The organism is Nocardia vaccinii NBRC 15922, assembly GCF_001613305.1.
GTDB classification, from domain to species: Bacteria; Actinomycetota; Actinomycetes; order Mycobacteriales; family Mycobacteriaceae; genus Nocardia; species Nocardia vaccinii.
Window position 1 is genome coordinate 26,912 of sequence record NZ_BDCC01000030.1, and the last position, 26,554, is coordinate 53,465.

Annotated in this window: 22 protein-coding genes and 1 pseudogene; 7 read left to right on the forward strand and 16 right to left on the reverse strand. The window is 68.0% G+C overall.

What is annotated here, in order from left to right:
• Nucleotides 1-138: 138 nt before the first annotated feature.
• The 9 genes from NV1_RS19690 to rhaI form a co-directional block, all read right to left on the reverse strand.
• On the reverse strand, nucleotides 139-3,423 hold the full coding sequence (locus NV1_RS19690; protein ID WP_245713805.1) for an arabinosyltransferase domain-containing protein: 3,285 nt from the start codon (nucleotides 3,421-3,423) through the stop codon (nucleotides 139-141).
• Nucleotides 3,424-3,488: 65 nt separating this feature from the next.
• Nucleotides 3,489-4,772, reverse strand: a complete 1,284-nt coding sequence (locus NV1_RS19695) for an MMPL family transporter (RefSeq protein ID WP_245713806.1) — start codon at nucleotides 4,770-4,772, stop codon at nucleotides 3,489-3,491.
• Nucleotides 4,773-5,107: 335 nt separating this feature from the next.
• The gene (locus NV1_RS19700) at nucleotides 5,108-5,833 is read right to left on the reverse strand and encodes a hypothetical protein (protein WP_067893359.1); all 726 of its coding nucleotides are present in this window, start codon (nucleotides 5,831-5,833) and stop codon (nucleotides 5,108-5,110) included.
• Between the two features lie 16 nt (nucleotides 5,834-5,849).
• Nucleotides 5,850-6,503, reverse strand: coding sequence for a LutC/YkgG family protein (locus NV1_RS19705; protein WP_067893361.1), 654 nt, complete (start codon nucleotides 6,501-6,503; stop codon nucleotides 5,850-5,852).
• Nucleotides 6,500-7,945, reverse strand: coding sequence for a lactate utilization protein B (locus NV1_RS19710; RefSeq protein ID WP_067893363.1), 1,446 nt, complete (start codon nucleotides 7,943-7,945; stop codon nucleotides 6,500-6,502). The genes NV1_RS19705 and NV1_RS19710 overlap by 4 nt, the downstream gene beginning before the upstream one ends.
• A 40-nt stretch (nucleotides 7,946-7,985) precedes the next feature.
• Entirely contained in the window at nucleotides 7,986-8,714 is a 729-nt protein-coding gene (locus NV1_RS19715) for a (Fe-S)-binding protein (protein WP_067893365.1), read from the reverse strand.
• Nucleotides 8,711-10,150 carry a rhamnulokinase gene (locus tag NV1_RS19720; protein ID WP_067893367.1) on the reverse strand — a complete coding sequence of 480 codons (1,440 nt, stop codon included), beginning with the start codon at nucleotides 10,148-10,150 and terminating at the stop codon, nucleotides 8,711-8,713. The genes NV1_RS19715 and NV1_RS19720 overlap by 4 nt, the downstream gene beginning before the upstream one ends.
• Complete coding sequence (locus NV1_RS19725) at nucleotides 10,147-12,183, reverse strand: bifunctional rhamnulose-1-phosphate aldolase/short-chain dehydrogenase (protein WP_067893369.1); 2,037 nt, start codon at nucleotides 12,181-12,183, stop codon at nucleotides 10,147-10,149. Before NV1_RS19725 ends, NV1_RS19720 begins: the two co-directional genes overlap by 4 nt.
• 2 nt (nucleotides 12,184-12,185) lie before the next feature.
• Nucleotides 12,186-13,361 carry an L-rhamnose isomerase gene (gene rhaI, locus NV1_RS19730; RefSeq protein ID WP_067893371.1) on the reverse strand — a complete coding sequence of 392 codons (1,176 nt, stop codon included), beginning with the start codon at nucleotides 13,359-13,361 and terminating at the stop codon, nucleotides 12,186-12,188.
• 217 nt (nucleotides 13,362-13,578) lie between these two features.
• On the opposite strand from rhaI, the pseudogene NV1_RS42235 reads away from it, so the two are divergent.
• The 3 genes and pseudogenes from NV1_RS42235 to NV1_RS19740 all read left to right on the forward strand — a co-directional run bounded on the left by NV1_RS42235 (nucleotide 13,579) and on the right by NV1_RS19740 (nucleotide 16,369).
• Nucleotides 13,579-13,913 (forward strand): annotated as a pseudogene (locus NV1_RS42235) (L-rhamnose mutarotase).
• A gap of 78 nt (nucleotides 13,914-13,991) precedes the next feature.
• Complete coding sequence (locus tag NV1_RS19735; protein ID WP_067893373.1) at nucleotides 13,992-15,299, forward strand: MFS transporter; 1,308 nt, start codon at nucleotides 13,992-13,994, stop codon at nucleotides 15,297-15,299.
• Between the two features lie 71 nt (nucleotides 15,300-15,370).
• Complete coding sequence (locus NV1_RS19740; RefSeq protein ID WP_067893375.1) at nucleotides 15,371-16,369, forward strand: LacI family DNA-binding transcriptional regulator; 999 nt, start codon at nucleotides 15,371-15,373, stop codon at nucleotides 16,367-16,369.
• Between the two features lie 203 nt (nucleotides 16,370-16,572).
• Here NV1_RS19740 and NV1_RS19745 read toward each other — a convergent pair whose 3' ends face one another.
• On the reverse strand, nucleotides 16,573-17,091 hold the full coding sequence (locus NV1_RS19745) for a winged helix-turn-helix transcriptional regulator (protein ID WP_067893377.1): 519 nt from the start codon (nucleotides 17,089-17,091) through the stop codon (nucleotides 16,573-16,575).
• A gap of 156 nt (nucleotides 17,092-17,247) precedes the next feature.
• On the opposite strand from NV1_RS19745, the gene NV1_RS19750 reads away from it, so the two are divergent.
• Nucleotides 17,248-18,639: an MFS transporter gene (locus tag NV1_RS19750; protein WP_067893379.1), complete on the forward strand. Its 1,392-nt coding sequence runs from the start codon at nucleotides 17,248-17,250 to the stop codon at nucleotides 18,637-18,639.
• Here the strand turns inward: NV1_RS19750 and NV1_RS19755 are convergent.
• Nucleotides 18,629-19,720 (reverse strand): lycopene cyclase family protein, encoded by a 1,092-nt coding sequence (locus NV1_RS19755; protein WP_067893381.1) that lies wholly within the window; start codon nucleotides 19,718-19,720, stop codon nucleotides 18,629-18,631. The two genes, NV1_RS19750 and NV1_RS19755, sit on opposite strands and share 11 nt — an antisense overlap.
• A gap of 120 nt (nucleotides 19,721-19,840) precedes the next feature.
• On the opposite strand from NV1_RS19755, the gene NV1_RS19760 reads away from it, so the two are divergent.
• Nucleotides 19,841-20,755: a hypothetical protein gene (locus NV1_RS19760; RefSeq protein ID WP_157117157.1), complete on the forward strand. Its 915-nt coding sequence runs from the start codon at nucleotides 19,841-19,843 to the stop codon at nucleotides 20,753-20,755.
• A 13-nt stretch (nucleotides 20,756-20,768) separates the two neighbouring features.
• Here the strand turns inward: NV1_RS19760 and NV1_RS19765 are convergent, their stop codons facing one another.
• A complete protein-coding gene (locus NV1_RS19765) occupies nucleotides 20,769-21,533 on the reverse strand; it encodes an SDR family oxidoreductase (RefSeq protein WP_067893385.1) in 765 nt (254 codons plus the stop codon).
• A gap of 256 nt (nucleotides 21,534-21,789) precedes the next feature.
• Between NV1_RS19765 and NV1_RS19770 the strand changes: the two genes are divergently transcribed.
• Nucleotides 21,790-23,421 carry an ABC-F family ATP-binding cassette domain-containing protein gene (locus tag NV1_RS19770; protein WP_067893387.1) on the forward strand — a complete coding sequence of 544 codons (1,632 nt, stop codon included), beginning with the start codon at nucleotides 21,790-21,792 and terminating at the stop codon, nucleotides 23,419-23,421.
• On the opposite strand, the gene NV1_RS19775 is transcribed toward NV1_RS19770, so the two are convergent.
• Nucleotides 23,422-24,021 (reverse strand): dihydrofolate reductase family protein, encoded by a 600-nt coding sequence (locus NV1_RS19775; protein WP_067893388.1) that lies wholly within the window; start codon nucleotides 24,019-24,021, stop codon nucleotides 23,422-23,424. It abuts the gene before it with no gap.
• Nucleotides 24,022-24,201: 180 nt separating this feature from the next.
• Here NV1_RS19775 and NV1_RS19780 point away from each other — a divergent pair, with 180 nt between their 5' ends.
• The gene (locus tag NV1_RS19780; protein ID WP_067893390.1) at nucleotides 24,202-24,444 is read left to right on the forward strand and encodes a helix-turn-helix domain-containing protein; all 243 of its coding nucleotides are present in this window, start codon (nucleotides 24,202-24,204) and stop codon (nucleotides 24,442-24,444) included.
• Nucleotides 24,445-24,462: 18 nt separating this feature from the next.
• On the opposite strand, the gene NV1_RS19785 is transcribed toward NV1_RS19780, so the two are convergent.
• The 3 genes from NV1_RS19785 to NV1_RS19795 form a co-directional block, all read right to left on the reverse strand.
• Nucleotides 24,463-25,422: an MvdC/MvdD family ATP grasp protein gene (locus NV1_RS19785; RefSeq protein ID WP_067893392.1), complete on the reverse strand. Its 960-nt coding sequence runs from the start codon at nucleotides 25,420-25,422 to the stop codon at nucleotides 24,463-24,465.
• Between the two features lie 12 nt (nucleotides 25,423-25,434).
• Nucleotides 25,435-25,920, reverse strand: a complete 486-nt coding sequence (locus NV1_RS19790) for a hypothetical protein (RefSeq protein ID WP_067893396.1) — start codon at nucleotides 25,918-25,920, stop codon at nucleotides 25,435-25,437.
• A 175-nt stretch (nucleotides 25,921-26,095) separates the two neighbouring features.
• The gene (locus NV1_RS19795; protein ID WP_067893397.1) at nucleotides 26,096-26,512 is read right to left on the reverse strand and encodes an acyl-CoA thioesterase; all 417 of its coding nucleotides are present in this window, start codon (nucleotides 26,510-26,512) and stop codon (nucleotides 26,096-26,098) included.
• Nucleotides 26,513-26,554 lie beyond the last annotated feature (42 nt).

The following is a 26,554-nucleotide window of genomic DNA, read 5'->3' on the forward strand; positions in this document are numbered from 1 at the left end:
GCGGACCATGACGTGGGGCAATAATCTGCCGGAAAATGAACATCTGCCACGCCGCGGGTAGAGCAACGGATGCCGAGCACGACGGCCCCGGCAGATCGCCTGCGTGGTGATCCACCGAAAAGGGCTGTGGCACATGACCTACCAGGTGTTGATATGGCCGGGTGACCACAGGCCGCTGTGTGTCTCCCGGGTAACCGTCGCCGTCGCGGGGACCTCGGACGGATCGATCGGGGTGAGGCGCTGCAATTCGCCCCAATCCTGATTCCAGTTGTTCTCGAGGTAGGTGGCCAGCGTTTCCGAACGCAGCAATTGCTGGCTCCAGCCCAGCGGTCCGCCGCCGACGTGACTCTCCCACATCGTGGTGTCCTGGGCGCCGAGTCTGTTGGGCAGGATGCGCCAGCCCGGCACCTGGGCGATGCCGTCCTTGTGGTCGAACGGGCGCTGGCACGGGAACTGAAGGCCCACAGCCCAGTCCAACAGTACCGGCCGTGTCGACCCGACCACGTTCTGGAGGGTGTGGGTGCGCGGGATGCGCGGCGGCGTCAGGGCCACCCACCGCTGCGGATCCAGGTTGTGGTCCTTGGCCACGATGCGGATCACGTTCGCCTGGGCGGGAATCCGATCCAGGGGCACCCGCAGGTTGCGCCACGACGGGGCGGGTCCGATGTCGATCGGGGTCACCCTGCCGAGGGGGTGTGCGCTCGTCGCGGAATAGGTTGTGCCGTATTCGATCTGCACAGGCTCACCACCCACGGCGCCGCCGTCGGGGCCCTCGGCCTGGATGTGGCCCGCCGCCGCGATCGAGATGATGTCGCTGTGGTCGTGCTGAGCGGGCAACCGGTACCAGCCGGTGACCAGATCGGCCGGTTCCTGCTGGTCGTAGGTGCCGAGCTCGGGCGTGGTCGCCGGGTCGAGGCCGTAAGGCAATGGGGCGCCGCCAGTTTGGGTTCCCGTGTCACCCGTTCGGCTGTCCGTGCCGGACTTGTTGCCGAAGGATTTGGCGATGCTGGTCGATTCGCCCTTCTCGTCCGGGGAGCTGATATCGCCGACCCCGTTCGGCACGAATCCGCGTGCGCCCGTGGTGAACGCGGCGAATTGGTCGCCGACGAGCGGTTGCAGCATCGAGGCGTTCGGATCGGTCTCGACCAGCACCTTGTTCGCCAACGCGCACGGATTACCGAGTGCGGCATGGAAATTCGAGGAAGCCAGCGAGAATCCCGGATGCTGCGCCGCCGCAGCCGCGGCGAACGAGGCGACCTGGAAGACCACCAGGATCGCCGCGGCAGCGGTGAGCGGCGGGAATTTCGCCAGACGCCAGGCACGCGGTGACACCCGGTGTGGTGTACCGGGTTTCGGTGCGCGCACATGCCACCAGATCGCCAGCACGAGACACAGCGCGGCGATCGTCAGGAATATCGTGCTGAACCCGGTGCCGTCGACCGACGGCGGTTCGTCCCACCACGGGATGCCGAAGCTCGAAACCCACCACCACTCGTTGACGCTGGTGAAGATCTGCGCCAACGCCAGTGATACCACCGCCGCGAACAGTGCTCGATTGCGCGGCGAGCGCATCACCCGCGGGCCCACCGCGACCGCCGTGAGTACCGCCACCGACCCGGCCAGGCCGGCGTACACCCCGTTGTGATGCGTGAATTTCGTCGGGCAGATTGCCATCAGCACCATCGCCCCGAGCGTCACGCCGAGCAGCCGTCGTGCCGGGCCGCCCGCGGTGAAGGGGATGCGGCCGCCTTTGCGCAGCATGACCAGGACGCAGACCAGCAGACTCAGCCACATGGCGACCATGCCGAACCGGCGGGCGATGGAACCGTCGGCCGAGGGCATGAACAGCCACTGGTAGTTCAGATATTCGTTGTACCAGGGGTCCGATGGTCCGACGATATCGTGTACCCGCTGCATCTCGCTCATCGCCGAAAACGGTTCGACGGCGAAAGCGAAGGCCAGCACCAGCATTCCGGACGCGAGCAGCGGTGCCAGCAGAGCCCCGTACGCCCGGATCCAGGCGGTGATCGATACTCGGGTTCCGTCGCGGGCATCGGCCAGCTCACGAGCTTTCGGAATGCCGAATTCCACCGCTGAGCGCAGCCCGGCCAGCAAGGGTGCGAGGCAGATCACTCCCGACGGCGCCGCGGTGAAACTGAACGCGCCGACGAGGATCGCGACGGCGTAGGGCAGCATTCTGTGCGTCGCGATGGCGCGCTCCACCAGGCACCAGGTGAGCAGGACGCAGACCGCGACCACCGGTTCGGGCCGCAGGCCGTTGTTGTAGGGCAGCCACACGGCCAGGAAGACCAGCGCGCCGGTCCACACCGCGACCCTGTCGTGGCGCACGGCCGCGCCGAGCCGGGGAATCACCTCCCGGCTCAACGCGAGCCAGGTGACCACCGCCGCCAGCAGCGTCGGCAGCCGCATCCACGGACTCGCGACGCTGATCTCCGACATGTGCGCGATGATGTCGTACGGAGGTGTGCCGACCGGGTTTTCCGGCACGCCGAAGAATCGGAAGTAGTTGGCCATATAACCGGACACCAGCGACGTCCGCGCCATCCCGAACTGATAGCCGTCGTCGGAAGTGGTGGCGCCGATGAAATGCCACACCAGCAAGGTCCCCAGGACGATGAAGTCGACGCCGGTGATCCGCCACCATCGCTGCGGCAGCAGTCGCCGAAAACCCCGGCCGTCGGACCGGTCGATCCGGTACAACGCCACCAGTGCGATGAGGGTGAACACCACGGCCAGCACTTCGGCTGCCCGTTTGAGGAAGGTCGGGGTGACCGAGAACCGGCTGTCGACCTGCGCGACGACCTCGGCGCCGTCCGGTTTGGGAAGATCGCTGAAGATCCCTACCACCTGCGGTCGCCAGTCCCCGGGCGGCAGCGTGGACGGTTCGACATCCGATCCGTGCACGGCGATCCTGGTCGAGGACATGTCGGCGTGCACGGTCAGGGTGCCGTGGCCGATCGCATCGATCGGCACGTTCAGCAGCGACTGGTTTCGCAGCACGACTTCGAGCCGGGCGGGCGTGCCGTTCCGGGCGGGTTGCACGCGGGCGACGAATCCGTACTTCTCCAGCTGCGGCGCTCCGTCGGGCAGGGTCGAGGCCAGCACGCCACCGTGGGCGGTCAGTTGCGTCATCGACTGGCCGGGGATGGTCGCGTCGAAGGTCAGCGGAGCGTAGGTGACCAGCGGAGCCGCGACGCTGCGGGCCGAATCCTGTTGCGGCCAGGACAGAGTCGTGTGGTCCACCTGTACCGGCAGCAGTGGAACGGCAATGGCGCACAACGCGCCCAGCAGCCCGGCGATGAGGGCTACCGACCTGGCCCATGTGCCGCGCAGGCCACCCGAGATTCCGGGTTCCGCACCTGCGGCCTGTGCCCTGTCCGCCCTTGCCATCGTGTCGACCACGGCCGCTGATGCTAGTGTGACGCTTCCGTTACCCGCGATTTCGCCCACTGTTTCTCAGTCTGCGCTCAGGGACGGGCCGCCGATCCGATGGTTGTTCCGGGCCACCAATTGCGTTTGCCGAAGAGTTTCATCATCGCGGGTACCAGCATCATCCGGACCACGATGGCATCGAACAGAACCGCCACGGCCAGAGCGAATCCGAATTGCTTCAGTTCCAGGACATCGGCGGTGACGAAGCTGGCGAACACGGCGACCATGATCGCCGCCGCGGCGGTGATCGGACGGGCGGTATGTTCGATTCCCTCGATGATTGCCGCATCGTTGCTGTGAGTGCGCCGGAATCCCTCGCGCATTCTGCCGATGAGGAACACCTCGTAATCCATCGACAGCCCGAACACGACCGCGAACACGGTGACCGGCAGATAGACCTGGATGTAACCGGCGCTGTGGAACCTCAGCAGATCCGAGGCCCATCCCCACTGGAACACCGCGACCGTCAGTCCCACCGCCGCACCGGTGACCAGAAGGTTCATCAGCACAGCCTTGGCCGGGATGAGAACGCTGCGCAGCACCACCGCGAGGTAGGCGAAGGGGATTCCCAGGATCAGCACGATGCCCCAGGGCAACTTCGCCGATATCTCGGCCGCCGCGTCGACGACCAGCGCCGTCGTTCCGCCGACGGCGATATCGGGTCCTGCGGCCGCGGCAGTCCGCGCGGCGGAACGTCTGAGGGAGTCGATCAGGTCGGTTGCCGCGGTGGAGTCGATGGGAACCGAGGTGATGACGGCGAGCAGGATGTGGCCGTCGTTCTGTTCCGGTTGGACGTAGGCCACCCGGGGGTCGCGTCGAACCTCGTCCTCGAAGATCCCGGCCTGTCGCAGTTGCGCCGGGGTCATGGGCGAATCATCGGCCCCGCTGAGAACGACGGTGATCGGGGAGTCGGTACCGGGTGCGAATTTCTGGGTCAGGACCGCGTTGGCCCGTCCGCTGGACTGTCCGGCGAGGGCGTCCGCTCCGATGTCGACGCCGTAGCGAATCCAGCCGAGGGGGAGCAGGCAAACGGTCAGCAGCAGCGCGGCGAGCGCGGTGTAGCGCCAGGCGTGCCCGATCACATGGCGTGCCCAGCGGGCCCACCAAGCGCGGCCCGGCTCGGAACCGGCGGCCGAATCCGACGGGCGCAGCCGTGCGGGCAGAGCGAGCGCGTTCGTGCGGGAGCCGAGAACCGCCAGCACCGCGGGCAGCAGTGTCCAGGCGACCAGCAGCACACACACCACGGTCACCGCCACGACCAGGGAGATACTGCGGACGACGGCGACGTCGACGATGGTCAGGGCGCCGAGGGCGATCATGACGACTTTTCACCGCCTGCGGTATTTCGCCGCCGTCGATCCGCTTGACGTAGGTGACCACGCCGTCGGCGGGCGCGACGATGGCCGGGACGGGGGCTTTCGTGCGCAGTTGGGCCTTCTCGAAATAGAGGTCGAAGAGGCGCCGGTTGTCGCACCATGAGGTGTCGTAACCGGGCGGGAAGATCGTTTCGGGTTTGTGTACCAGCCGCATCAGGTCATCGATGTTGTCCGACAGCATCGTGCTGGCGAATTTCGGCGAGATCTGCGAAGTCACCCGCTCGACGAACTCGTCCCAGGCGACCAGGTCCAGACCGAGCAGCTCGGCATTCCCGCTGTCAGGACACCCGGCTCCCGCCACCGGGATCGTGTTCGTCCAGGATTGCCCGGGCGATCGTCGCGGCCGCGCCGCATTGGCGGGATACGGTCAGCACCGCCGGATCGGACCGGGTGACCTGCTGGGTGAGGTTGATCAGCAGCGGTTGCGGGGAACCGGTGTCGACGACGAGCATGCAGGCGGTCTTGGTCGTGCCGCTGTCCAGGCCCGCGGCCTGCTGGGCGCCCACCCGGACCGCGTAGTAGCGACTGTCGATCAGGAATCGCTCGAACAATTGCGCGTAGTCCTTGTCGACCATGGTCGCGGTGATGCCGCTGCCGTCGTCGTCGGGATAGCTCCGGCGCCAGAACCTGCCGAACGGCGTGGCCGTGGTCATGACGCTGACGACGTCGCCGTGCGCACCGCCCACCCAGCAGCCGTGTCCCGGCACCATCGTGGTGGCGCGAATCCCCTGTGGCACTTCGGCGATCCGGTACAACTGCGGTGTGAACGCGGCGCATTCGGCCCCGGGTGCGAACACCGGGTCGCGGTTGGTGCTGAATTGCAATGCGTTGTCCCGCACCGCATTCGGCGCGAGCGTCGCGGCCCGCTCACCGGCCGGCGAGCTCGAACCGCACCCACCCAGCGCACACGCGGCGCCGACCGCGATCGCAAGGGTCCGCGTCGAGAATTTCTGGGACGCAGACGATCTGCCGCATTCGCGCGAGCCGGTCCTGGTTCTTGCCATGGTGTCCGAAACACTACTAGGTCACCTGTGGCCGTGCCGGGCGGCACGACCCTGGTAGCCCTGGTCGGTCGGAATCGAGCAGCAGAATGGTCAGCCTGCGTGGGCCGTGCACCCCCTGCACACGCTGTAATTCGATATCGCTGGTGGCCGACGGACCGCTGATCAGGGTGAGTGGTCGGGCCGGATCGAGACGGGCGAGGAGTTCGGGGACGCTGCGCACGATGCGGTCGGCGGGAAGCAGGCAGATGTGGTGGTCGGGGATGAGGGTCAGGGCGCGACTGCCCTGGCCCGGTCCGGCGTCCAGCGCGATGGTACCGGTTTCGGCGCAGGCACCCGCACAGGTGGTGACGACGGCGTCGATGGCGTCGAGCTCGGTGGTGCCGAGGCCCGGGTCGTCGCGACGGGCGCGGCCGGGGGTCCAGGATGCGGGCAGGTCCGGCGGGACGATACAACTGTCGCTGCCGAGCACTTCGGTGACGACATCGATCGCGGCGGTCGCGGTAGTGCGGTGCACCCGCGCGCCGTAATCGGTGAGCCGGTCGGTGAGCATGGTGATCAGCTTCGCCGGCTCGGTTTCGTGAACCCTCTGGTAATCGCGCCGCGGCGGCGGTGCGCCGGTCTCGCCGAGCGCGGCTCGGATGCGCCCGAGCATGGCGTCGCGGGTGTTCATCGGTTCTCCCACCAGGTGCGGAACGTTTCCGGTGGCGGCGCGGGCAGGTCGCGGGCGCTGGTCCACGCCGACATCGGCGGCGGTAGCACACTGATCGCGCCGCGGCGGTTGCGCAGCAGACGGCCGATGCGCAGCAGGCGGGTGGCGGCGTTGAATCGCCGGGACGAGCGCATAACCCAGGACGCGGCGGCCATACCGGCCGATTCCGCGGTCGGCGTCCGGTGCACGGCCGTCGCCTGTGCGCGCAGATGCACCAGGATCGACGGGATATCGATGCGCACCGGACAGGCGTCGAAGCACGCGCCGCAGAGCGTGGATGCGTAAGGGAGCGAGGGATTCTCGGCAACACCGGTCAATTGCGGGGTGAGCACCGCACCGATCGGCCCCGGATACACCGAGCCGTAGGCGTGGCCGCCGGTGCGCTCGTACACCGGGCACACGTTCAGGCAGGCCGAACACCGAATGCAGTGCAGCACTTCACGTCCCACCTCGTCCGCGAGGGTGTCGACGCGGCCGTTGTCCAGCAGCACCAGATGGAACCGCCGCGGTCCGTCGCCCGGATGTACGCCGGTCCACAGCGAGGTGTACGGATTCATTCGCTCGCCGGTGGACGAGCGGGGCAGCAGCTGCAGGAAAACCTCCAGATCCTGCCAGGTGGGCACGACTTTCTCGATGCCCATGACGGTGATCAAGGTGTCCGGCAATGTCAGGCACATCCGGCCGTTGCCCTCGGATTCGACCACGGCGAGGGTTCCGGTGTCGGCGACGGCGAAGTTGGCCCCGGAGATCGCGACCTTCGCACCGAGCATGGTGCGGCGCAGATGGGCGCGGGCCGCGGCGGCCAGGGCAGGCGGATCGTCGGTGAGATCCGGGTCCGCGCCGGGCATCCGGTCGCGGAAGATGTCACGGATCTCGCTGCGATTGCGGTGGATCGCGGGCACCAGGATGTGCGAGGGGCGATCGTCCGCGAGTTGCACGATGAGTTCGGCGAGATCGGTTTCGTGCGCGGTGATTCCGGCATCGGCCAGTGCCTCGTTGAGGCCGATCTCCTGGGTGGCCATGGATTTCACCTTCACCACCTCGGATTCTCCGGTGGCGGAGACGAGTTCGGTGACGATGCGGTTGGCCTCGGTAGCGTCAGCGGCCCAGTGCACGGTGCCGCCGCGCGCGATGACGTTGCGCTCCAATCGGATCAGCAGCTCGTCCAGATGCGCCAGGGTGTACCGCTTGATCTCCTGCCCGTTCCGGCGCAACAGCTCCCAGTCCCCGACCTCCCCGACGACCGCGGCGCGTTTGGCGCGAATGGTCGCGGTGGCCGCGCCGATGTTGTGCCGCAGTTGCGCGTCGGCGACCGCGTGCCGGGCGGCGACCGGGAAGGGTGCGGCCGCGTGCAACGGTGATGCACCGTAGGGCGCCGGTACGCCGAGGAAGGTCGAGCTCATGCGAGAGCCTCCATCCGAGTCGAGTGGTCTGTGTGGCGAATCATGCGGTGGCCGCCAAGATTTCGGCCAGATGAAGGGTGCGCGCACCTGAACGCAGCCGGCTCAGCCCGCCGCCGATGTGCATCAGACAGGACGAATCCGCGGCCGTGCAGGTGTGTGCCCCGGTCTCCTGGACATGCCGCATCTTGTCGGCCAGCATCGCGGTCGACACATCCGGATTCTTCAGCGCGAACGTCCCACCGAAACCACAGCACTGGTCGGCGTCCGGAAGTTCGACCAGGTCCAGACCCGAGACCCGGCGCAACAGCCGCAGCGGCCTGTCGTCCACGCGCAGCATGCGCAGGGAATGACAGGTCGGGTGGTAGGTGACCCGGTGCGGATAATGCGCGCCGACGTCCTCCACGCCCAGGACGTCCACCAGGAATTCGGACAGTTCGTACGTGTGCGCCGCGACCTCGTCGGCAGCGGCGGCCAGTCCGGTGTCACCGGCGCGCCGGGCCAGCATGGCGTGCTGGTGGCGCACCGAGCCGACGCACGAGGCCGAGGGTGCGACGATCGCGTCGTATCCGGCGAAGGCATCGGCGTGGTTGCGCACCAGAGGCATTGCCGCAGCGGGATATCCGGTATTGATGTGCATCTGCCCGCAGCAGGTTTGGGCCGGGGGCACCACCACCTGGTGTCCGAGCCGCTCGAGCAAGGTGACCGTCGCCCGGCCGACATCGGGAAACATCGCCTCGACCAGACAGGTGACGAACAGCGCGACTCTCATGCGGCTCTCTTCCGCGCGAGGGCGGTGACCCGGTCCAGCGCGGTCCGCCAGGCCGGGTCGCCGCTGGGCGAATAGTGGACGGGTGGATGCGTGTGTGCCACAAGGTACCGCGCTCCTCGCCAGTCGGGCAGGACATTCGCGGCGATGCCCTGGGCGAGCAGGTTGCCCAGGGCGGTGGCTTCGGCCGGGCCCGCGGCGACCGGCCGGTCGCAGGCATCAGCGGTGGCCTGGCACAGCGGAGCGTTGTGCACACCCCCGCCGACCAGGTGCACCACCTCGACATCCTCGCCGTGTACGGCGACCGCGTCGGCCAGCGCCCGGGCATGTCCGATGGCCAGACTGTCGATGACGCAGCGGGTGAATTCGGCGGGTGTGCGCGGCGCGGGGCCGTCGCGGTGCGCGGCGATGCGCTCGGTCATCGGCGGCCCGCCGATCTGCGCCGGAGCCAGAAAGCCGGGATCATCGACGTCGATCAGCGTGCGCAACGCGGGCAGTTCGGCGGCACTCGCGACCAGGGCGGCGGTCTGGGCGCCGGGCCATTCGCGCAGGCATTCCTGCAGCAGCCACAGCCCCATCACGTTGCGCAGGAAGCGAATTCCGGCGACTCCGGTTTCATTGGTGAATCCGCGTTCGCGCGCCTGCCGGGACAGCAGCGGGTCGGGACGTTCGAGCCCGACCAGCGACCAGGTTCCGGTGCAGATATAAGCGAAGCGGGCCGACCGCGCGGGCACAGCGGCGACGGCGCTGGCGGTGTCGTGTGAGGCGACCCGGATCAGCGTCGGATCGTGACCGCCGATCGCGTCGCGCAGCGCGGGCCGCACCGGGCCCAGCGGTGTGCCCGGATCGTGGACCGGTGCGAAGAACCGCTGGGGCAGGTCGAGCCGGTCGATCAGATCCCGGTCCCAGTCCTGGCCGGTGGCGTGGAACAGCCCGGTCGTGGAGGCGTTGGTGCGTTCGGCACCGATCCGGCCGGTGAGCCAGTATCCGAGCAGGTCGGGGATCAAGAGCAGGTTCCGGGCGGCGGCCAGGCGTGCCGCCGATTCGGCGCGCAGTTGATGGATGGTGTTGAACGGCTGGTCGGCCAGGCCGGTGCGCTCGAACAGCTCCGCGGGACCGATCGGCGCAGCAGCCGATCGGCGCGGGTGACGGTAGTGGTACGGCAATCCCAGCAGTGCGCCGTCGGCATCGAGCAGACCGTAATCCACTGCCCAGGAATCGATTCCGGCTGATCGCACCGGCCCCGCCGCGGCCAGTCCGGCGCACAGTTGCTCGAAGAGCGCGCCGAGATTCCAGTGCAGACCGTCGGGCAGGGGCAACGGCCGGTTGGGGAACCGATGCACCTCGCGCAGGTCGATCCGGTCGGGACCGATCTCCCCGCGCACCACCCGGCCGCTCGCCGCCCCGAGATCGACCGCGGCGAAGACGTTCTCGCTCATCGCAGGAATGCGGCCGCCACACCGCCGTCCACCGGAACGTGCAGCCCGGTGGTGTGCGACAGCTCACCGGCGGTGAGAGCGAGGACGGCATTCGCGACGTGTTCGGGCAGAACCTCGCGCTTCAAGATGGTGCGCTGGGCGTAGAAAGCGCCGAGCTCCTGCTCGGGCACGCCGTACACCGCCGCCCGCTGAGCGCCCCAGCCGCCGGCGAAGATGCCCGAACCACGCACCACGCCATCGGGATTCACCCCGTTCACCCGGATGCCGTATTCGCCCAGTTCGGCGGCCAGCAGCCGGACCTGGTGCGCCTGATCGGCTTTCGCGGAGCTGTAGGCGAGATTGTTCGGACCGGCGAACACCGCGTTCTTACTGACGATGTAGACGATGTCACCGCCCATGTCCTGTGCGATCATCGCCCGCGCGGCCTCGCGCGCGACCAGGAACGATCCGCGCGCCATCACCGAATGCTGTACGTCCCAATCGGATTCGGTCGTCTCGAGCAGGGATTTGGAGATCGACAACCCGGCGTTGTTGACCACCAGATCCACGCCGCCGAAGGCGAGTGCGGTGGCGGCGATCCCCTCACGAATCGCCGCCGGATCGGTCACATCGACGGTGATCGGCACCGCGACGTCGGCCGAGCCGATCTCCGCGGCCACGCGGGCGGCGGCCTCCCCGTCGCGGTCGGCCACGGCCACGCACGCCCCCTCGGCAGCCAGGCGCAACGCGATGGCCCGGCCGATTCCGGACCCGCCGCCGGTGACCAGCGCGATGCGGGTGGACAGCGGTTTCGGCTTCGGCATGCGGGCCAGTTTGGCCTCCTCGAGCGCCCAGTACTCGATGCGGAACTTCTCGGATTCGTCGATGGGCGAGTAGCGGGACACCGCCTCGGCACCGCGCATGACGTTGATCGCGTTGCGGTAGAACTCGCTCGCGACCCGCGCGGTCTGCGCGTCGCGCCCGTAGCTGAACATGCCGATGCCGGGCACCAACACGATCGCCGGATCCGCCCCGCGCATCGGCGGCGAATCGGGGGCGGCGTGCCGCCGGTAGTAGGCGGCGTAGTCCTCGCGATAGGCGGCGTGCAGTTCGCGGAGCCGGTCGAGGACCCGCGGCAGCGGGGCGTCGGCGGCGGTGTCGAGTACCAGGGGGCGAATCTTGGTGCGCAGGAAGTGATCCGGGCACGAGGTGCCCAGTGCGGCCAGGCGTGGATGTTCGGCGCGGGCCAGAAAGTCCAGCACGGCCTCACTGTCGTCGAAATGCCCGATCCGGGGTCGGTCGGTGGCGGCCAGCCCGCGGATGACGGGCGCGAGTTCTGCTGCGCGCGTGCGGCGTTGGTGCTCGGCCAGAGGTGCGAAGTGGTCGACGAGCGCTCCGAAGGGCTCGGATCGTCCCCGAGTACGAATGAATTCTTCTGCGGCGTGGATGATTTCGAGCGAGTGCGCCTCGCACTCGGCCGACGTTCCACCCCACGCGGTGATGCCGTGACCGCCCAGGATGCATCCGATGGCCTGCGGATGCTCGCGCCGGATCGCGGCGATGTCGAGTCCGAGCTGGAATCCCGGACGTCGCCACGGCACCCACACCACCCGGTCGCCGAAACATTCCTTGGTCAGCGCCTCCCCGTCGGCGGCCGTCGCCAGCGCGATTCCGGAGTCCGGGTGCAGGTGGTCGACGTGCGCGGCCTCGACCAGTGCGTGCATCGCGGTATCGATACTCGGCGCGGCGCCACCGCGTCCGTGCAGGCAGTAGTCGAAGGCCGCGACCATCTCGTCCTCGCGGTCCGCGCCCGGATAGATCTCGGGCAACGCTCGAAGCCGGTCCAGGCGCAGCACCGCCAGACCGGCCTCGGTCAACGTGCCCAGATCGCCGCCGGATCCCTTGACCCACAACAGATCCACCGGCTCGCCGGTGACCGGATCGGTCTCGGTGCCCGCCGCGGAGGAGTTGCCGCCCGCGTAATTGGTGTTGCGCGGATCCGCTCCCAGCCGGTTGCTGCGGGCGAGTAGGTCGCGCACGGTATCGTCGCTCATGTTCAGGCTCCCCAGCCGGCGGCGACGCCACCGGCACGTTCGTCGATGACTTTCTCCAGATATCCCGAACGCCGGTAGGCGGCGACCGGGTCGGGATCCAATCCCATGTCGGCCCGCAACTCGGCCAGCAGCGGGCGCACGTCGGTGTTGTAGGCGTCCATCAGGATTGCGTTGGCGCCCAATACATCTCCCTCGCGCTGCGTGGCGGCAAGGGCAGCGCGGTCGACCAGCAGAGCCTTGGCGGTCGCCTCCTGGACGTTCAGCACCGAGCGGATCTGCGCCTGGATCTTGGGCTCGATGTTGTGGCACTGGTCGAGCATGAAATTGATACCGGACGCGGGCGTGACCGCATCGGCCGCGACGATCTCGTTCATGATCCGGAACAGCTGGAACGGATCGGCCGCGCCGACCATCAGATCGTCGTCGGCGTAGAAGCGGGAGTTGAAATCGAACGCGCCGAGCTTGCCCTGTGCGATCAGGAACGCGACGATGAATTCGATATTGGTATGCGGCGCGTGGTGTCCGGTGTCGACCACCACCTTCGCCCGCGGGCCGAGCCGGAGGGTGTGCGCGTAGGCGGTGCCCCAGTCCGGTACGTCGGTGGCGTAGAAGGCGGGTTCGAACAGCTTGTACTCCAATAGAATTCGCTGCTCACCGGTCAGTGCGGCGTAGATCTCGTCCAGGGCGTCGGCCAGGCGGCGTTGCCGATCGGCGAGATCGTCCTGGCCGGGGTAGTTGATGCCGTCCGCGAACCACAGTTTCAGCTGCTGCGACCCGGTGGCGTCCATGATCCGGAGACAGTCCTTCAGATGATCGATCGCCTTGCGGCGCACCGCCGGGTCCGGGTGGCAGACGCTGCCGAGGCGGTAGTCGTCGTCCTGGAAGGTGTTCGAATTGATCACGCCGATCGAAACGCCCAGCGTCGCAGCATATTCTGCGAGCTTGCCGTAATCCTCCACGGTGTCCCAGGGGATGTGCAGCGAGACCAGTGGCGCGACGCCGGTGTAGCGATGCACCTGAGCGGCATCGGCGATCTTCTCGAACGGATCGCGCGGCACGCCCGGTTGGGTGAACACCTTGAACCGGGTGCCCGAGTTGCCGAACGCCCAGGACGGCAGTTCGATCCGCTGATTCCGCAGCGTCTCGCGGACGCGCTGGTCCGCACGTGGTTCACTCATCACCCACTCCTGATGAAACGTTTCAATATGTGAGGGAAGCTACAGCACCGCGAAAGTGGGGTCAAGGTTCCGCCCGGGTCGCGATGGCCCGGTGTGATCGCCGCGACCTGTGATCTTGAAAGTGCCACGCTCGCTCCCGGGAAGTTGTTGACGTGAGTGCGGACGCACCTCTATGGTGATCCCGGTAACATTCTGAAACGTTTCACTCGGAGTTCGCATGGGTGACAAATCTGAGCGCGTCTGCTTCGTTCTCGAGTTGCGGCCGGATCGGGTCGAGGACTACCTCGCCGCACACGCGACGGTCTGGCCGGAGATGCTCGACGCGCTAGCGAGGCCGGATGGTCCAACTACTCGCTGTTCCTGCGACCCGAGGACGGTCTGGTTGTCGGTTACCTGGAGACCGCCGACTTCGCCCGCGCGAGCGCCGCGATGGCGTCGAGCGAGGTCAACACCCGCTGGCAGCAAACGATGGCCGAATACTTCCGGGCACCCGGCGGTGTGCCCGTCGACGCCTCGATGCGGCGCTTGGGCGAGTACTTCCACCTGGACTGATCCGTTCCCGACCCCCCGTACACCGGCCTGGATGTCGCCGTGCGGCGACCTTCCGGCACCATCAGCAACAGAGGAATCATGCAATTAGGCGCACGCTCCACGACGGGCTGGCGGGCCACCATCTCCGTCGTCATGTCCAATTACATCGAGGCCGGATCGATCATCGCGATCGCCACCAGCCTGACCTTCTGGCAGCACACATACGGGCTGAGCAATCTGGCCGTGGGACTGCTGGCGGCGTTCAGCGCCAACGCATTCGGCGCGGCGATCGGGGCGGGTCTGGGCGGTCCGCTGTGTGATCGCTTCGGGCGCAAGGCGATCTACACCTACGACCTGCTCGTGTACATGGTCGGCGTGTTGATCGCGGCCTGCGCGGTCGATTTCGGCATGCTGCTGGCGGGCTTCCTGATCACCGGGATCGCGGTGGGCGCGGGCGTCCCGGCCTCGTGGACCTACATCGCCGAGCAGGCTCCGACCACCGCGCGGGCGCGGCACGTCGGCACCGCCCAGTTGGCCTGGTCGCTGGGCCCGCTGATCGGTTTCGCGCTGGCCGCGGGCCTGGCGCCGCTCGGGCTCGCCGGTTCGCGGCTGATCTTCCTGCACCTGTTCGTGGTCGCGGCGGTGGTGTGGTGGATCCGGCAGGGCCTGGCCGAATCGCAGATCTGGACCGAGGACGCCGAACGTGGCAGTCGGCCGTCCTCGGCGGGCGATCGCGGCCTGCGCGGGCTGTTCTCGCGGCGAGTGAACATCACCGCGTTGCTGATGCTGGTGGGCGTCTACGGATTCTGGAACACCGTGGCCGGGCAGGCGGGCATCTTCATGCCCCGGGTGTACGACAGCGCCGGGGTGCACAGCGCGGTACAGCAGGATCTGCTGCAGGTGCTGGTGTGGGGATGTACCGTGCTGGCAACGTATTTCGGTTTCATGGCGTTCGCCGACCGCATCTCCCAGCGGGTGCTGTATCTGGTGGGCGCGGCACTGGGCGTACTGGCGTGGTGCGTGCTGGTGTTCTTCACCTCCGCGGGCATGCCGACCCTGTTGAGCTTCGCCGTGCTGTGGGGCATCTCCAGCGGAATCGGCGCGCAGGCGTTCTACAGCCTGTGGACCAGCGAACTGTTCGCCACGCCGTACCGCGCCAGCGCGCAGGGCTTCATGTTCTTCGTGGTGCGCGCGGCGACCGGACTGCTCAGCTACTTCTTCCCGACCATGCTGGCCGCAACCGGACTGACCTCGGTCGGTCTGCTGCTGATCGGCCTGCTGGCCCTCGCGCTGGTGATCGGCACCGTCTGGGCGCCGCGCACCCGGAACAAGACGCTGCGGGAGATCGAGTTCGAACGGTACGGCGGAATTACCGACCCGAACGATCCGGTTCCGGTACGCGGTTGACCCGCCGGGGCGGCCGGGCCTCGTGCCCGGCCGCAGCGATTATGCTCGCATCGTCACGGGAAGGACACACCATGGCGGTGAGCATCAAGGAGGTGGCCCGGCGCGCCGGAGTGTCACTCGGCACGGTCAGCAACGTGCTCAACCGGCCCGACCAGGTCTCCGCGGCGACGCGCGAGCGGGTGCGCCGGGCGATCGCCGAAACCGGTTATGTGCGTAATGATTCCGCGCGACAACTGCGTGAGGGGAGCAGCCGCACGCTGGCCATGGTGGTGCTGGACATGGCCAATCCCTTCTTCACCGACGTCGCGCACGGCGCGGAGGAGGAGGCCGCGCGGCACGATGCGATGCTGGTCATCTGCAACAGCGGGGACGATCCGCGGCGCGAGGAACGTCATCTCGAGCAGATCGCCCAGCAGCGGATGCGCGGGGTGCTGATCACCCCGGCGGACGGTGACGGCGAGCAGGCCCTGCGCACGCTGGCCGCCCAGGGCGTGCCCGCGGTACTGGTCGATCGGCACAGCGACCGGCCGGACCGCTGCTCGGTGTCGGTCGACGACGTCCTGGGCGGGCGGCTGGCCGCGGAACATCTGCTCGCCGAAGGGCACACCCGGATCGGTTTCGTCGGCGGTCCGGGTGCGGTGACACAGGTGAGCGAGCGTCGCCGGGGCGCGGCCGGGGCGATCGCGGCAGCCGATGCCCGCCTCTACGATATCCCCACGGCCGCACTGACTTTCGAATCCGGACGCGATGCCGCGGCTGCTCTGCTGGACAGTGCCGATCGCCCGACCGCGGTGTTCTGCGCCAACGATCTGCTCGCCCTCGGCGTCCTGCAGACGCTGACCCTGCGTGGCCTGAGGGTGCCCGGCGACATGGCTGTCATCGGCTACGACGATATCGTTTTCGCCGCCGCGGCGGCGGTCCCGCTCTCCTCGATTCGTCAGCCCCGCGAGGAACTCGGCCGCACTGCGGCGCGCCTGCTGCTCGAGGAGGCCGCGGGCGACGGTGCGCACCGGCATCAGCACGTCGTTTTCGTACCGGAACTGGTCGCCCGGCGGTCGACCACGGCGTGATCGGCGGGCATCACGGAGTCCGTCGAGGAGCCCGTGAGTCGCGGGCGCCGATGCCGCGGTGGAACGGGCGGATACGTTGCGGTGCAATGAATTCCGGGACGGAGCCGGATGATCGAGCGGGCGGGTGACAATTGCGGTTTCAGCGACTCCGCCCATCGATATCAACTGTGGTGCAAGGTGATCCGGCGATCGGAAGGGGGCGCTCACGAGAGCTGATCGGTCTCCTGCCGGGCGAAACGTTCGCGGATATCGGGACGTTCGCGCAGGTGCTCGGGATACCCGGGTCCCATCCGCAGGCGTGAATCACCGATCGTCATGGGTTCCGCGCAGTGCGCGCACACCACCTCGACCTGTGTGTCGTGACCGCAGGCGGTGTGGTGCACGGTGATCGGCACCCCCTCCGGACCGGCCAGCCAGCGATCGCCCCAGCGGTTGATCGTCAGCAGCACGCTCCAGAAGTCCGCGCCCTTCTCGGTGAGCACGTATTCGTACCAGGCCGGCTCGGAGTGATAGGGGCGCTTTTCGAGCAGACCCTCGTCCACCAGGCGGCGCAGGCGGTCGCTGAGCGTGTGGCGGGCGATGCCCAATTGTTGCTGGAAGTCGTCGAAGCGGCGGATGCCGTAGAACGCCTCGCGCAGCACCAGTGGCGTCCACCAGTCGCCGAGCAGATCCATCGTCCGGGCGATGGAACAGGGCCAGCGTGCGAACGACGTGCGCTTCATCCTGCGAGGATACCGGTCTCGGCATGTGGCTTCGGGTATCACTCGATGCCGAATCGGTGTTCGACGGGTATCGCTCGCACGGCATAGCCTCCTCATCACATCCGATTCAGGGGTGACCCGGACCACATCCGTGGCCGGGGGTGCAGGAGGACGAGAATGCTGAAGCCGGAATCCGGAGAGCACGCCGCGGCGGGCCCGGTCACACCCGCGCGGCCGGAACGGTCGCGACGGATCCCCACCCGGTTCGTGGTACTGGGGCTGTTGTTCGTCATCACGGTCGTCAATTACGCCGATCGCAGTTCGCTGTCGATCACCGGCACCAGCGTGCGAACCACCCTGGGGTTCTCCGCGGTCCAGCTCGGCTACATCTTCTCGGCGTTCAGTTGGGCGTACGTCGTCTCGCAGTTGCCCGGTGGCATGCTGCTCGACAGATTCGGCGCGCGGCGGGTATACGCGGGCAGCCTCGCCCTGTGGACGCTGGCGACCGCGGCGACCAGCCTGGTCGGGCTGGTCACCACGCGTGTGGTGGTGGCCCTGGTGCTGATGTTCGCGCTGCGGCTGCTGCTGGGCGTCTTCGAATCGCCGGCCTTCCCCGCGAACGCGCGCGTCGCGACGATCTGGTTCCCGACCGCCGAACGCGGTCAGGCGACCGCGGTGTTCAATTCCGGACAGTATTTCGCGACGGTGCTGTTCGCGCCCGTGATGGCCTGGATCACCCACGAATTCGGCTGGCGATGGGTATTCGTGCTGCTCGGCGCGCTCGGGCTGGCGATAGCGGTGCTGTGGTGGGGCTGGATGTACCCGCCGCGCGAGCACGGGCGGGTCTCGCCGGGCGAACTCGAGACGATGAGCGGCGGCGGCGCGCTGGTCGACATGGATTCGACCGCCTCGACCGCCGCGCGAACCCGCATCGACCGGCAGATGCTCGCGCGCGTGCTGGCGTCCCGTCCGCTGTGGGGAATCTCGGTTTTCCAGTACGCGGTCAACTCGCTGAGCTACTTCTTCATCACCTGGTTCCCGATCTACCTCACCCAGGCCCGGCACATCTCGCTGGTGCACGCGGGATTCATCGCCGCACTGCCCGCGCTGGCCGCGTTCATCGGTGGTCTGTTCGGCGGATTCATCTCCGATTTCCTACTGCGGCACGGGGTTTCGCTGACCCTGGCGCGCAAGGCGCCCGCCGCGGCCGGATTGCTGCTCGGCACCGTCATCGCGGTCGCGGACTTCACCGACAGCACCACCATCATCGTGCTGATCATGACCACCGCGTTCTTCGGCAAGGGGATGGGCTCACTGGGCTGGGCCATCACCACCGACGTCGCGCCGACCGAGGCCGCCAGCATCTTCGGCGCCCTGACCAACGGGCTCGGAAATATCGCGGGCATCGTCACTCCGATCGTGATCGGCTACATCGTGCAGCACACCGGATCGTTCGACGTGGCGCTCTGGTTCGTCGCGGCGCACGGTGTGCTGGCGGTCGTGGCCCTGGCCGGGATGGGACCCATCCGGCGGCTGCACCTGGGCGGGCGAGCCGAAGTCAGCGCGTGAGGACGGCCGCGGCGAGCGTGCGGCGCAGACGCCACGGCAGGGCGCGGAACAGCGACGTCATCGCGGCGGCGGTCCCCGGCAGATCGTCCCGGCCGGACAGATAGGCGCGCTGCGTCGCGGTCGGCAGCGCGAAGAAGGTGTCGAAGAAGACGGGCAGATCGGCCGGTGGGAGGGCGAGCAGCGCGCGCAGCCCGGCCTCCCGGGCCAGGTGCACCGCACGGGCCGATGCGGATCCGGTGGACGCGCCCGCGACGACCGCGTCGGCGGCGGTCAGCGCCGCCGCGACGCTGTAACCCGTTGCGGGGTGCAGGAATCCGCCCGCCGCGCCGAAGCGTCCCGCGCCGGGGCGGCCGCCCTGAAGGGCGAACCGAACCCGCTCGACTGGTTCACTACCGTCGAATTGTATTCCGCGGCAGCGCATCCGGGCGTGCAGGCGGTCGCGTAACCGGGCCGGGTCCAATGCGGGGCGTCCGGCCAGGCAGGTCTCCTCGAGCAGGATCTCGGTGTCGCCGAGGGGGACCGCGTACAGGAACGATCGCGGCTCGGCGGGTGCGGCGCCGTTGTCGGTCCGCCAGTCCATGAATATCGGCTCGTCCCATCGATTCCGTGGCAGCACAACGCCGTATGCGGTCTGCTCGGCCCGGTCGGGGGAGCGGGGGATGCCGCGCGCGTCGATCACCCGCCGGGCCCACAGGACCTCGCCGCCGGACAAGCGCACCGACCGCGGAGTTCGCGACAGCGGCGATCGCGTGATCTGCCCGACCCGGTCGCGCACCACGGTCGCCGCGCCGATGTCGAGCGAATCCTGTAGTGCGGCAGTGTGAAAGACCGTATAGGCCCGGTCGATCTCGAATCGTCGCCTACCCCACGCGACCGGCCGGGGCACCGTGGCCGCGATCGCGGCGGGGGAGATCCAGCCCGGCAGCTCGTCCGCCCACGCCGCGTAGGTCGCGGTCCAGCGCCGGGTGGGCCGGGGATCCACGACGGTGACGGTGAGCCCGCGAACGATCGCGCGATGCGCCAGCGCGCGCCCGGCCGGGCCGAGGCCGCAGATGAGGAGGTCGGTGGTCACACCGAGCATTGGATCAGAGATTCTGCGTGGGGTTGTGTCCCAGGGCTGCGGTAGGGTTCGCGCGAAGCCTGGGGGGACTACCGCAACAGGGCGCTACGGCGACCCCGGGTGCGGAAGAAGGAGGCAGTGATGACGTATCCGCCCGGCTCGGACCCGTACGGGAGTCCGACGCCCCAGTCACCCGATTCGCCCGGATGGGGGCAGTCCGGCGGGTATCAGCAGGTACCCGGTGCCGGATGGGGCCGGACCGGCGCCGCGCATCCCGCCCACCAGCAGCCGCAGACGGGCTATCAGCAGTCGGCCTATCCGCCGCCCGGCGACGTTCAGCAAAGTTGGCAGCAGCAGTCCGGCTGGTCTCCTCAGCCGGGATATCCCGGTGGATTCCCGCCGCCGCGCCGCAACAATACGGTTCTGATCGCCGGCGGTGTCGCCGCCGCGGTGGTACTTGTGGTGATCGCCGTCGCCCTGGTCGTCGTGCTCGATCGGCATTCCGGCGACGGCACCTCGGCGAACCCGGCCGGCCCGTCGCTGGTGTCCGCCACCAGTAGTTCGGCCACGACGACCAGCCCGGCCACCTCGTCCACGAGCCATTCGGGCCGATTCAGCTACACCGAGTACTCGCACGACTGGAATTTCAGCCTCGACGGCGTCCATCTGCATGCGGACTGGGTCTCGGGACAGGATCATCCGACCTGCGCCGATATCGAGAACGGGGGCAAGCTGACCGGTCTGGGCTGCCAGTACGCCGCGGAGATGGTGTACCGAGCCGAGAGCGGCGGCGTCATGCTCACCCAGTACGTCCTGGGCGCCACCGGCAACGCCGATGCGCGCAAACTCGCGACCCAGTACGCCGATGACGACCTGAAGATGCGGTCCGGCAGCTACATCGACCATTTCGCCGTCGGCAAGTGGCAGACCAAGGCCCAGGGAAATTTCGTGGTGCTCACGGTGGTGACCGCGACCAACGCGGTCACCGAGGACACCGCGACCAAGTACATGCACTACATCGAGGCCGATATGGCCGGCGCCCTGCTCTTCCGCTGAGCGCCGGCCGGTCTCAGAGCCCGCCGGTGGCCAGCAGACCGCCGTCGACGCGCACGACCTCGCCGGTGATCCAAGCCGCCCGGTCCGAGACGAGGAAGGCGATCAGCGCGGCCACGTCCTCCGGATTGCCCAGGCGCTTCAACGGATACGGCGCGGCCGCGGCCTCCTCGTCGGCGGAGTACAGGGCGTCGGCGAATTTGGTCTTGACCACCGCGGGCGCCACCGCGTTGACCCGGATGCCGGGGCCCAGCTGCCAGGCGAGCTCCTCGGTGAGCCGGATGAGCGCGGCCTTGGACGCACCGTACGCGGCGATCACTCCGGTGGAGCGGATCCCGGCGACGCTGGCCACGTTGACCACCGCACCGCCGTTGGCGCCCATCCACGCCCGGTACGCCTCCTGCACGTAGCCGAGCGCGGCGACGACGTTGACGTCGAAGATCTTGCGGACCGCGTCCAGGTCGGCCTCCATGAGCGAGCCGTAGACGGGGTTGATACCGGTGTTGTTGATCAGGATGTCCAGCGCGCCGAATTCGGCGACCGCGGTGGCCACGGCATCGGCGCGCGCGGTCGCGTCGCCCGAATTGCCGGCCAGCGCGACAACCCTGCCGGCATGGCCGAGGCCACGCAGTTCGGTGGCGGTTTCTTCCAGCGGTTCGGCTTTGCGGGCGGTGATCAACACGTTCGCGCCCTGGGCCAGCAATTCCGCCGCGACCGCCTTGCCGATACCGCGGCTCGCGCCGGTGACCAGCGCACTCTTGCCTTTCAGATCATCGCTCATACCACCGCACGCTAGCCGATGGCCCGGTCCGGCGGGTAGGCCCGGTCCCGTCCCCTGGCCCGCGTGCGCCCGCGGGGGGCACAGCTGGACGAAGCGAGGCGATCGGGGTCGCGGAAAGCCCGCGGGGCCCGGTAGTGGTGCGCGTTACGGCGGTCGATCGGGAGGATGCGTAAAATCGGTGGTTCTCGTGCGTTCTGTCGACGCACACTCGAGCTATCACCCCGTGACCGCACGATGATTTTGCGAGGAGACTTTTGTGATCACCGCGACCGACCTGGAGGTCCGGGCCGGAATCCGCACGCTGCTGACCGCGCCCGGTTCGGCGCTGCGGGTGCAGTCGGGTGACCGGATCGGACTGGTCGGGCGCAACGGCGCCGGTAAGACGACGACGCTGCGCATCCTGGCCGGTGAGGGCGAGCCCTACGCGGGCACGGTCACCAGGTCCGGCGAAATCGGTTACCTGCCACAGGATCCGCGCGAGGGCAATCTCGACGTGCTGGCCCGCGACCGGGTCCTGTCCGCCCGCGGCCTCGACGCGCTGATCCGCGATATGGAGAAGCAGCAGGCGCGCATGGCCGAGGTGGCCGACGACGCCGAACGCGAGAAGGCGGTGCGCAAGTACGGCCAGTTGGAGGATCGGTTCTCCGCACTGGGCGGTTACGTCGCCGAGAGTGAGGCCGCGCGTATCTGCAACAGCCTCGGCCTGCCGGATCGCGTTCTGAATCAGCAGTTGCGCACCCTGTCCGGCGGTCAGCGCCGTCGTATCGAGCTGGCGCGCATCCTGTTCTCCGCCTCGGACGGTTCGGGTGGCCGCAGCGATCGGACGCTGCTGCTGGACGAGCCCACCAACCACCTCGACGCCGATTCGATCACCTGGTTGCGCGGCTTCCTGCAGAACCACGACGGCGGTCTGATCGTGATCTCCCACGATGTGGATCTGCTTGCCGACGTGGTGAACAAGGTCTGGTTCCTGGACGCGGTGCGCGGCGAGGCCGACATCTACAGCATGAGCTGGAAGAAGTACCTCGACGCCCGCGCCACCGACGAGCAACGCCGGGTGCGTGAACGCGCCAACGCGGAGAAGAAGGCGAGCGCGCTGCGGGCCCAGGCCGCCAAGCTGGGCGCGAAGGCCACGAAAGCCGCTGCGGCGCACCAGATGTCCAAGCGCGCGGACCGGCTGCTCGCGGATCTGGACGAGGTGCGGGTGGCCGACAAGGTGGCCCGGATCAAATTCCCGGAGCCCGCTCCCTGCGGCCGCACGCCGCTGATGGTGACGGACCTGACCAAACTCTACGGCTCCCTGGAGATTTTCACCGGCGTCAGCTTCGCGGTGGATCGGGGCAGTCGCGTGGTGGTGCTCGGCCTGAACGGCGCGGGTAAAACCACCATGCTGAAACTCCTTGCGGGAGTCGAGACTCCGACAGCGGGTGGGGTCGAGCCCGGCCGCGGCCTCAAGGTCGGCTATTTCGCACAGGAGCACGACACCCTGGACGACAACGCCACGGTCTGGGAGAACATCCGGCACGCCTCACCGGGCGCGGGGGAGCAGGAGCTACGCAGCCTGCTCGGCGCGTTCATGTTCTCCGGTCCGCAGCTGGAACAGCCCGCGGGGACGCTGTCCGGCGGCGAGAAGACCCGTCTGGCCCTGGCCGGACTGGTCTCCTCAGCGGCGAATGTGCTGTTGCTGGACGAGCCGACCAACAACCTGGACCCCGTGTCGCGCGAGCAGGTGCTGGACGCTTTGCGCAGTTACGCCGGGGCCGTGGTTCTGGTGACCCACGATCCCGGCGCCGCCGAGGCGCTGAATCCGGAACGGGTGATCATGCTGCCCGACGGCACCGAGGATCACTGGTCGCAGGATTATCTGGAGCTGATCCAGCTCGCATAGCTACCGGAGGTTGTCACGGGCCTGCTCGTAACCGCCCTCGAGCAGTTCGCCGGGCCCGTAGACGGTGTGTACCACGCCGGTCTCGAACGTCGCGGAACGCAGCAGGGTCAGCGGCATCGGCGTATCGGCCTCGTCGAACAGCCGCAGGCCCGAGCGCATCGCGATCGGGTGCACGAGCAGGTGCAGTTCATCGATCAGCTGTGCGGACAGCAACTGCCGCACGATCGATACCGAACCGCTCAGTCCGATATCGCCGCCGGGCTCCTGCTTCAGCGCGGTCACCGCCTCGACCAGATCGCCCCGCAGCACCTCGGAATTGCGCCACTGCAGGTCCATCTCGCGGTGCGTGACCACGATCTTGCGGATGTCGCCGAAGTGCCGCGCCATTTCGGCGTCCGGGCCGCCCTCGCGCTCGCGTTCGGGCCACGCGGCGGCGAAACCCTCGTAGGTCGTGCGGCCGAACAGCATGGTGTCGGCGGCGCCCATCTGCTCGGTGACCGCGGCGCCCATCTCGTCGTTGAAGTAGGGGAAGTGCCAGTCCTGCGGATCGGCGACGACGCCGTCCAGGGCGATGAAGAGTCCTGCGGTGATCCTGCGCATGGGAGGCTCCTGTAGTCCGTTCGATGTTGTGTTCGGCTGTGCAGACGGCGTACAGCGCCGAAAATTGTCGCCGATGCCGATTCCGGACAATTATCGTGAGGTTGATCACACGGAAACGTTGATCACTGCATGCTTGTAGTTCTAGCCTTGAATCAGGCTGCAGGGCGACCGGAGGAAGCCATGAGTGACAGGCCCACACAGGGGAAATCCACGTTGGGTAAAGGTACGCGCGTGACCGGAAAGTCCCGCGACCGCTTGCAAACCCAGCTCAAGAAGCAGTACGAGGCGGGGGCCAGTATCCGTTCGCTGGCGCGCGAGACGGGGCGCTCGTACGGATTCATCCACAACGTGCTCGTGGAGTCGCATGTGCAACTCCGCAGCCGCGGTGGCGCCAATCGCCGGAAGGCCGCGGCGAGTAAGTAATTCGCCCCGGTATGGTGCTCACTCGAGCGGCACGCTCGCGTCACCGAGGACGAGATATCCTGCGAGACTGCGGAATATCGGCAAACCGGTTTTGATCTCGAGATAGGCGAACTGCCCCTGCGGGTTGACCTCCAGGAAGTAGTACTCGCCGTCGGTACCGAGGCGGATGTCCAGTACGCCGAAGGTCAGTCCGAGCGCGCCCATCACCGTGGCGATCGATTTGCTCACCGTGGCGGGCAGGCGTTCGGGGATGAAGTCGACCGAAGTGTCCAGGCGTGAATCCACCCGTCCCACACCGGATTGCGAGTCGATGCGCACGGTCCACTCGACCCCGTCGATCCAGACCACGCGCAGATCGCAATCGGCCTGGACATAGTCCTGGAAGGTCGTGGGCGCAGAGCGGATCGTATCCAGGCGGGCCAGGTCCGCGGGCGTGACCACGCGCGTCTCGGAGAATTCCGCGGGCCCGGTTCCGGTGCGCTTGTAGACCACCGGACCCGGCCGTGAGCCGACGAAGCTGCGTGCCTCGTCCGGATCGTTGGTGACCAGGGTCTCCGGGATGACGAATCCGGCGCGGCGGGCGGTCTCGAGTTGCACGATCTTGCGAGTCGCGGTGCGGTCGGTGCCGGGATCGTTGACCCAGACCGCCGGAATCGACCACAGCAGTCCCTGTAGGAATCCGTCGCATTCGGCCTGCCGGTAGTCGTCGTCGGCGCGGCGCACCCCGCTGGGCACCACGGTCTGGTGCGGCCGACGCCACCACACCGATGCGACCTCGTCCAGACCGCGCAGGTGCGACAGCGACCGCGCGGTACCCGCGCGATCGAGCCGGAAACTACCGGTCTCGCGCGGGAAGTCGCGCATGTCGAGACGAATCGGGCTGACGCCGTGGTGCTTTCGCAGAGTCGCAGCCATCGCGTCGGCGTGCAGGTCGTCGGCCTCGGTGACGATCAGCACCGACCCGGTCGCGCGGGCCATCGGACGGACCTCTCAGTCGAGGCTGTCGCAGGCCATCGCGTCGTCGCTGCGCGCGAACGAACGGGTCTGACTGCGAGTCATGGTGACCCCGCCGACGGCCGGATCGGTGGATAATTGCAGATCGCGGGCCCAGCGTTCGGTCAGGCGGGCCAGCAGATCGTCGCCACGTGCGGGAGAGTGCTGCTGCGGCAACGTCATCGGGCGGTCGGTGATCTCGATGCGCAGCCGCCGGGTGAAGTCCGCGGTCGCACCCGCCCGGATGCGCACTCGCACCGGACGCGCGACCGGATCGCCGTCGGCATGCGGCGGCGCGGACCCCACCAGATCGATGCCGAGGACATCCGCTCGATCGAAGGTCCAGGTGCCCTCGTGCACGCGGACACTCACCGCCCGCGTCGATTCGGCTATCAAATAGCCGGACAGTAGCGGCGCAACCTCCTGGCTATCGGGACGTGGCTCAGGGAAGGTGGACACGGAGGGATGGACGGCATCGGTCATGAGGCTGGTCTCCGATCTGCTCGCGGTTTGCCACGGAAGCCGAGCGTGCCCTGGATCATATCCCGATCGGCCTCCTGACCGGTCGGCAACGAAAGAATTCCGGTGCCCCGACATTCGGTGGCAGCGACCCGGAATGTGCTATCGCCGAGAGTCTTTCGGTTGACCGCTCAACACCTCACAGCCCTAGGATGTCCGCGGACTCGGACAGCTCGCGGAACCGCTCGATCGGATTCGGAACGAGTTTGCGTGCGGTGAGATCCATCAGGCCGGTGACGACCGTGAACTCCGCGGACACCGTCCCGTCCAGTTTGCGGATCTGCTGGTTGATCCGGAACGCCTTGCCCTGGCCCCATTCGAATTCGCAGGTGACCGTCACCTCGTCGCCCAGATGCAGCTCGCGCAGATGCCGCACCGTCGACTCGAGCACCACCGGGCCCAGTCCGGCGTGCAGCATTTTGTCCGGCACCAGGCCGGCCGCGCGCATCGCCTCCCAGCGGGCGTGCTCGGCGTACTGGTGATAGACGGCTTGATTCATATGGCCGTTGACATCGAGTTCGTAGCCGCGGACGGTAACGGGGACAGCAAAGGTCATACCTTGCCGAACGTGTGCCGAATGCCTGCTATTTCCGGCCGG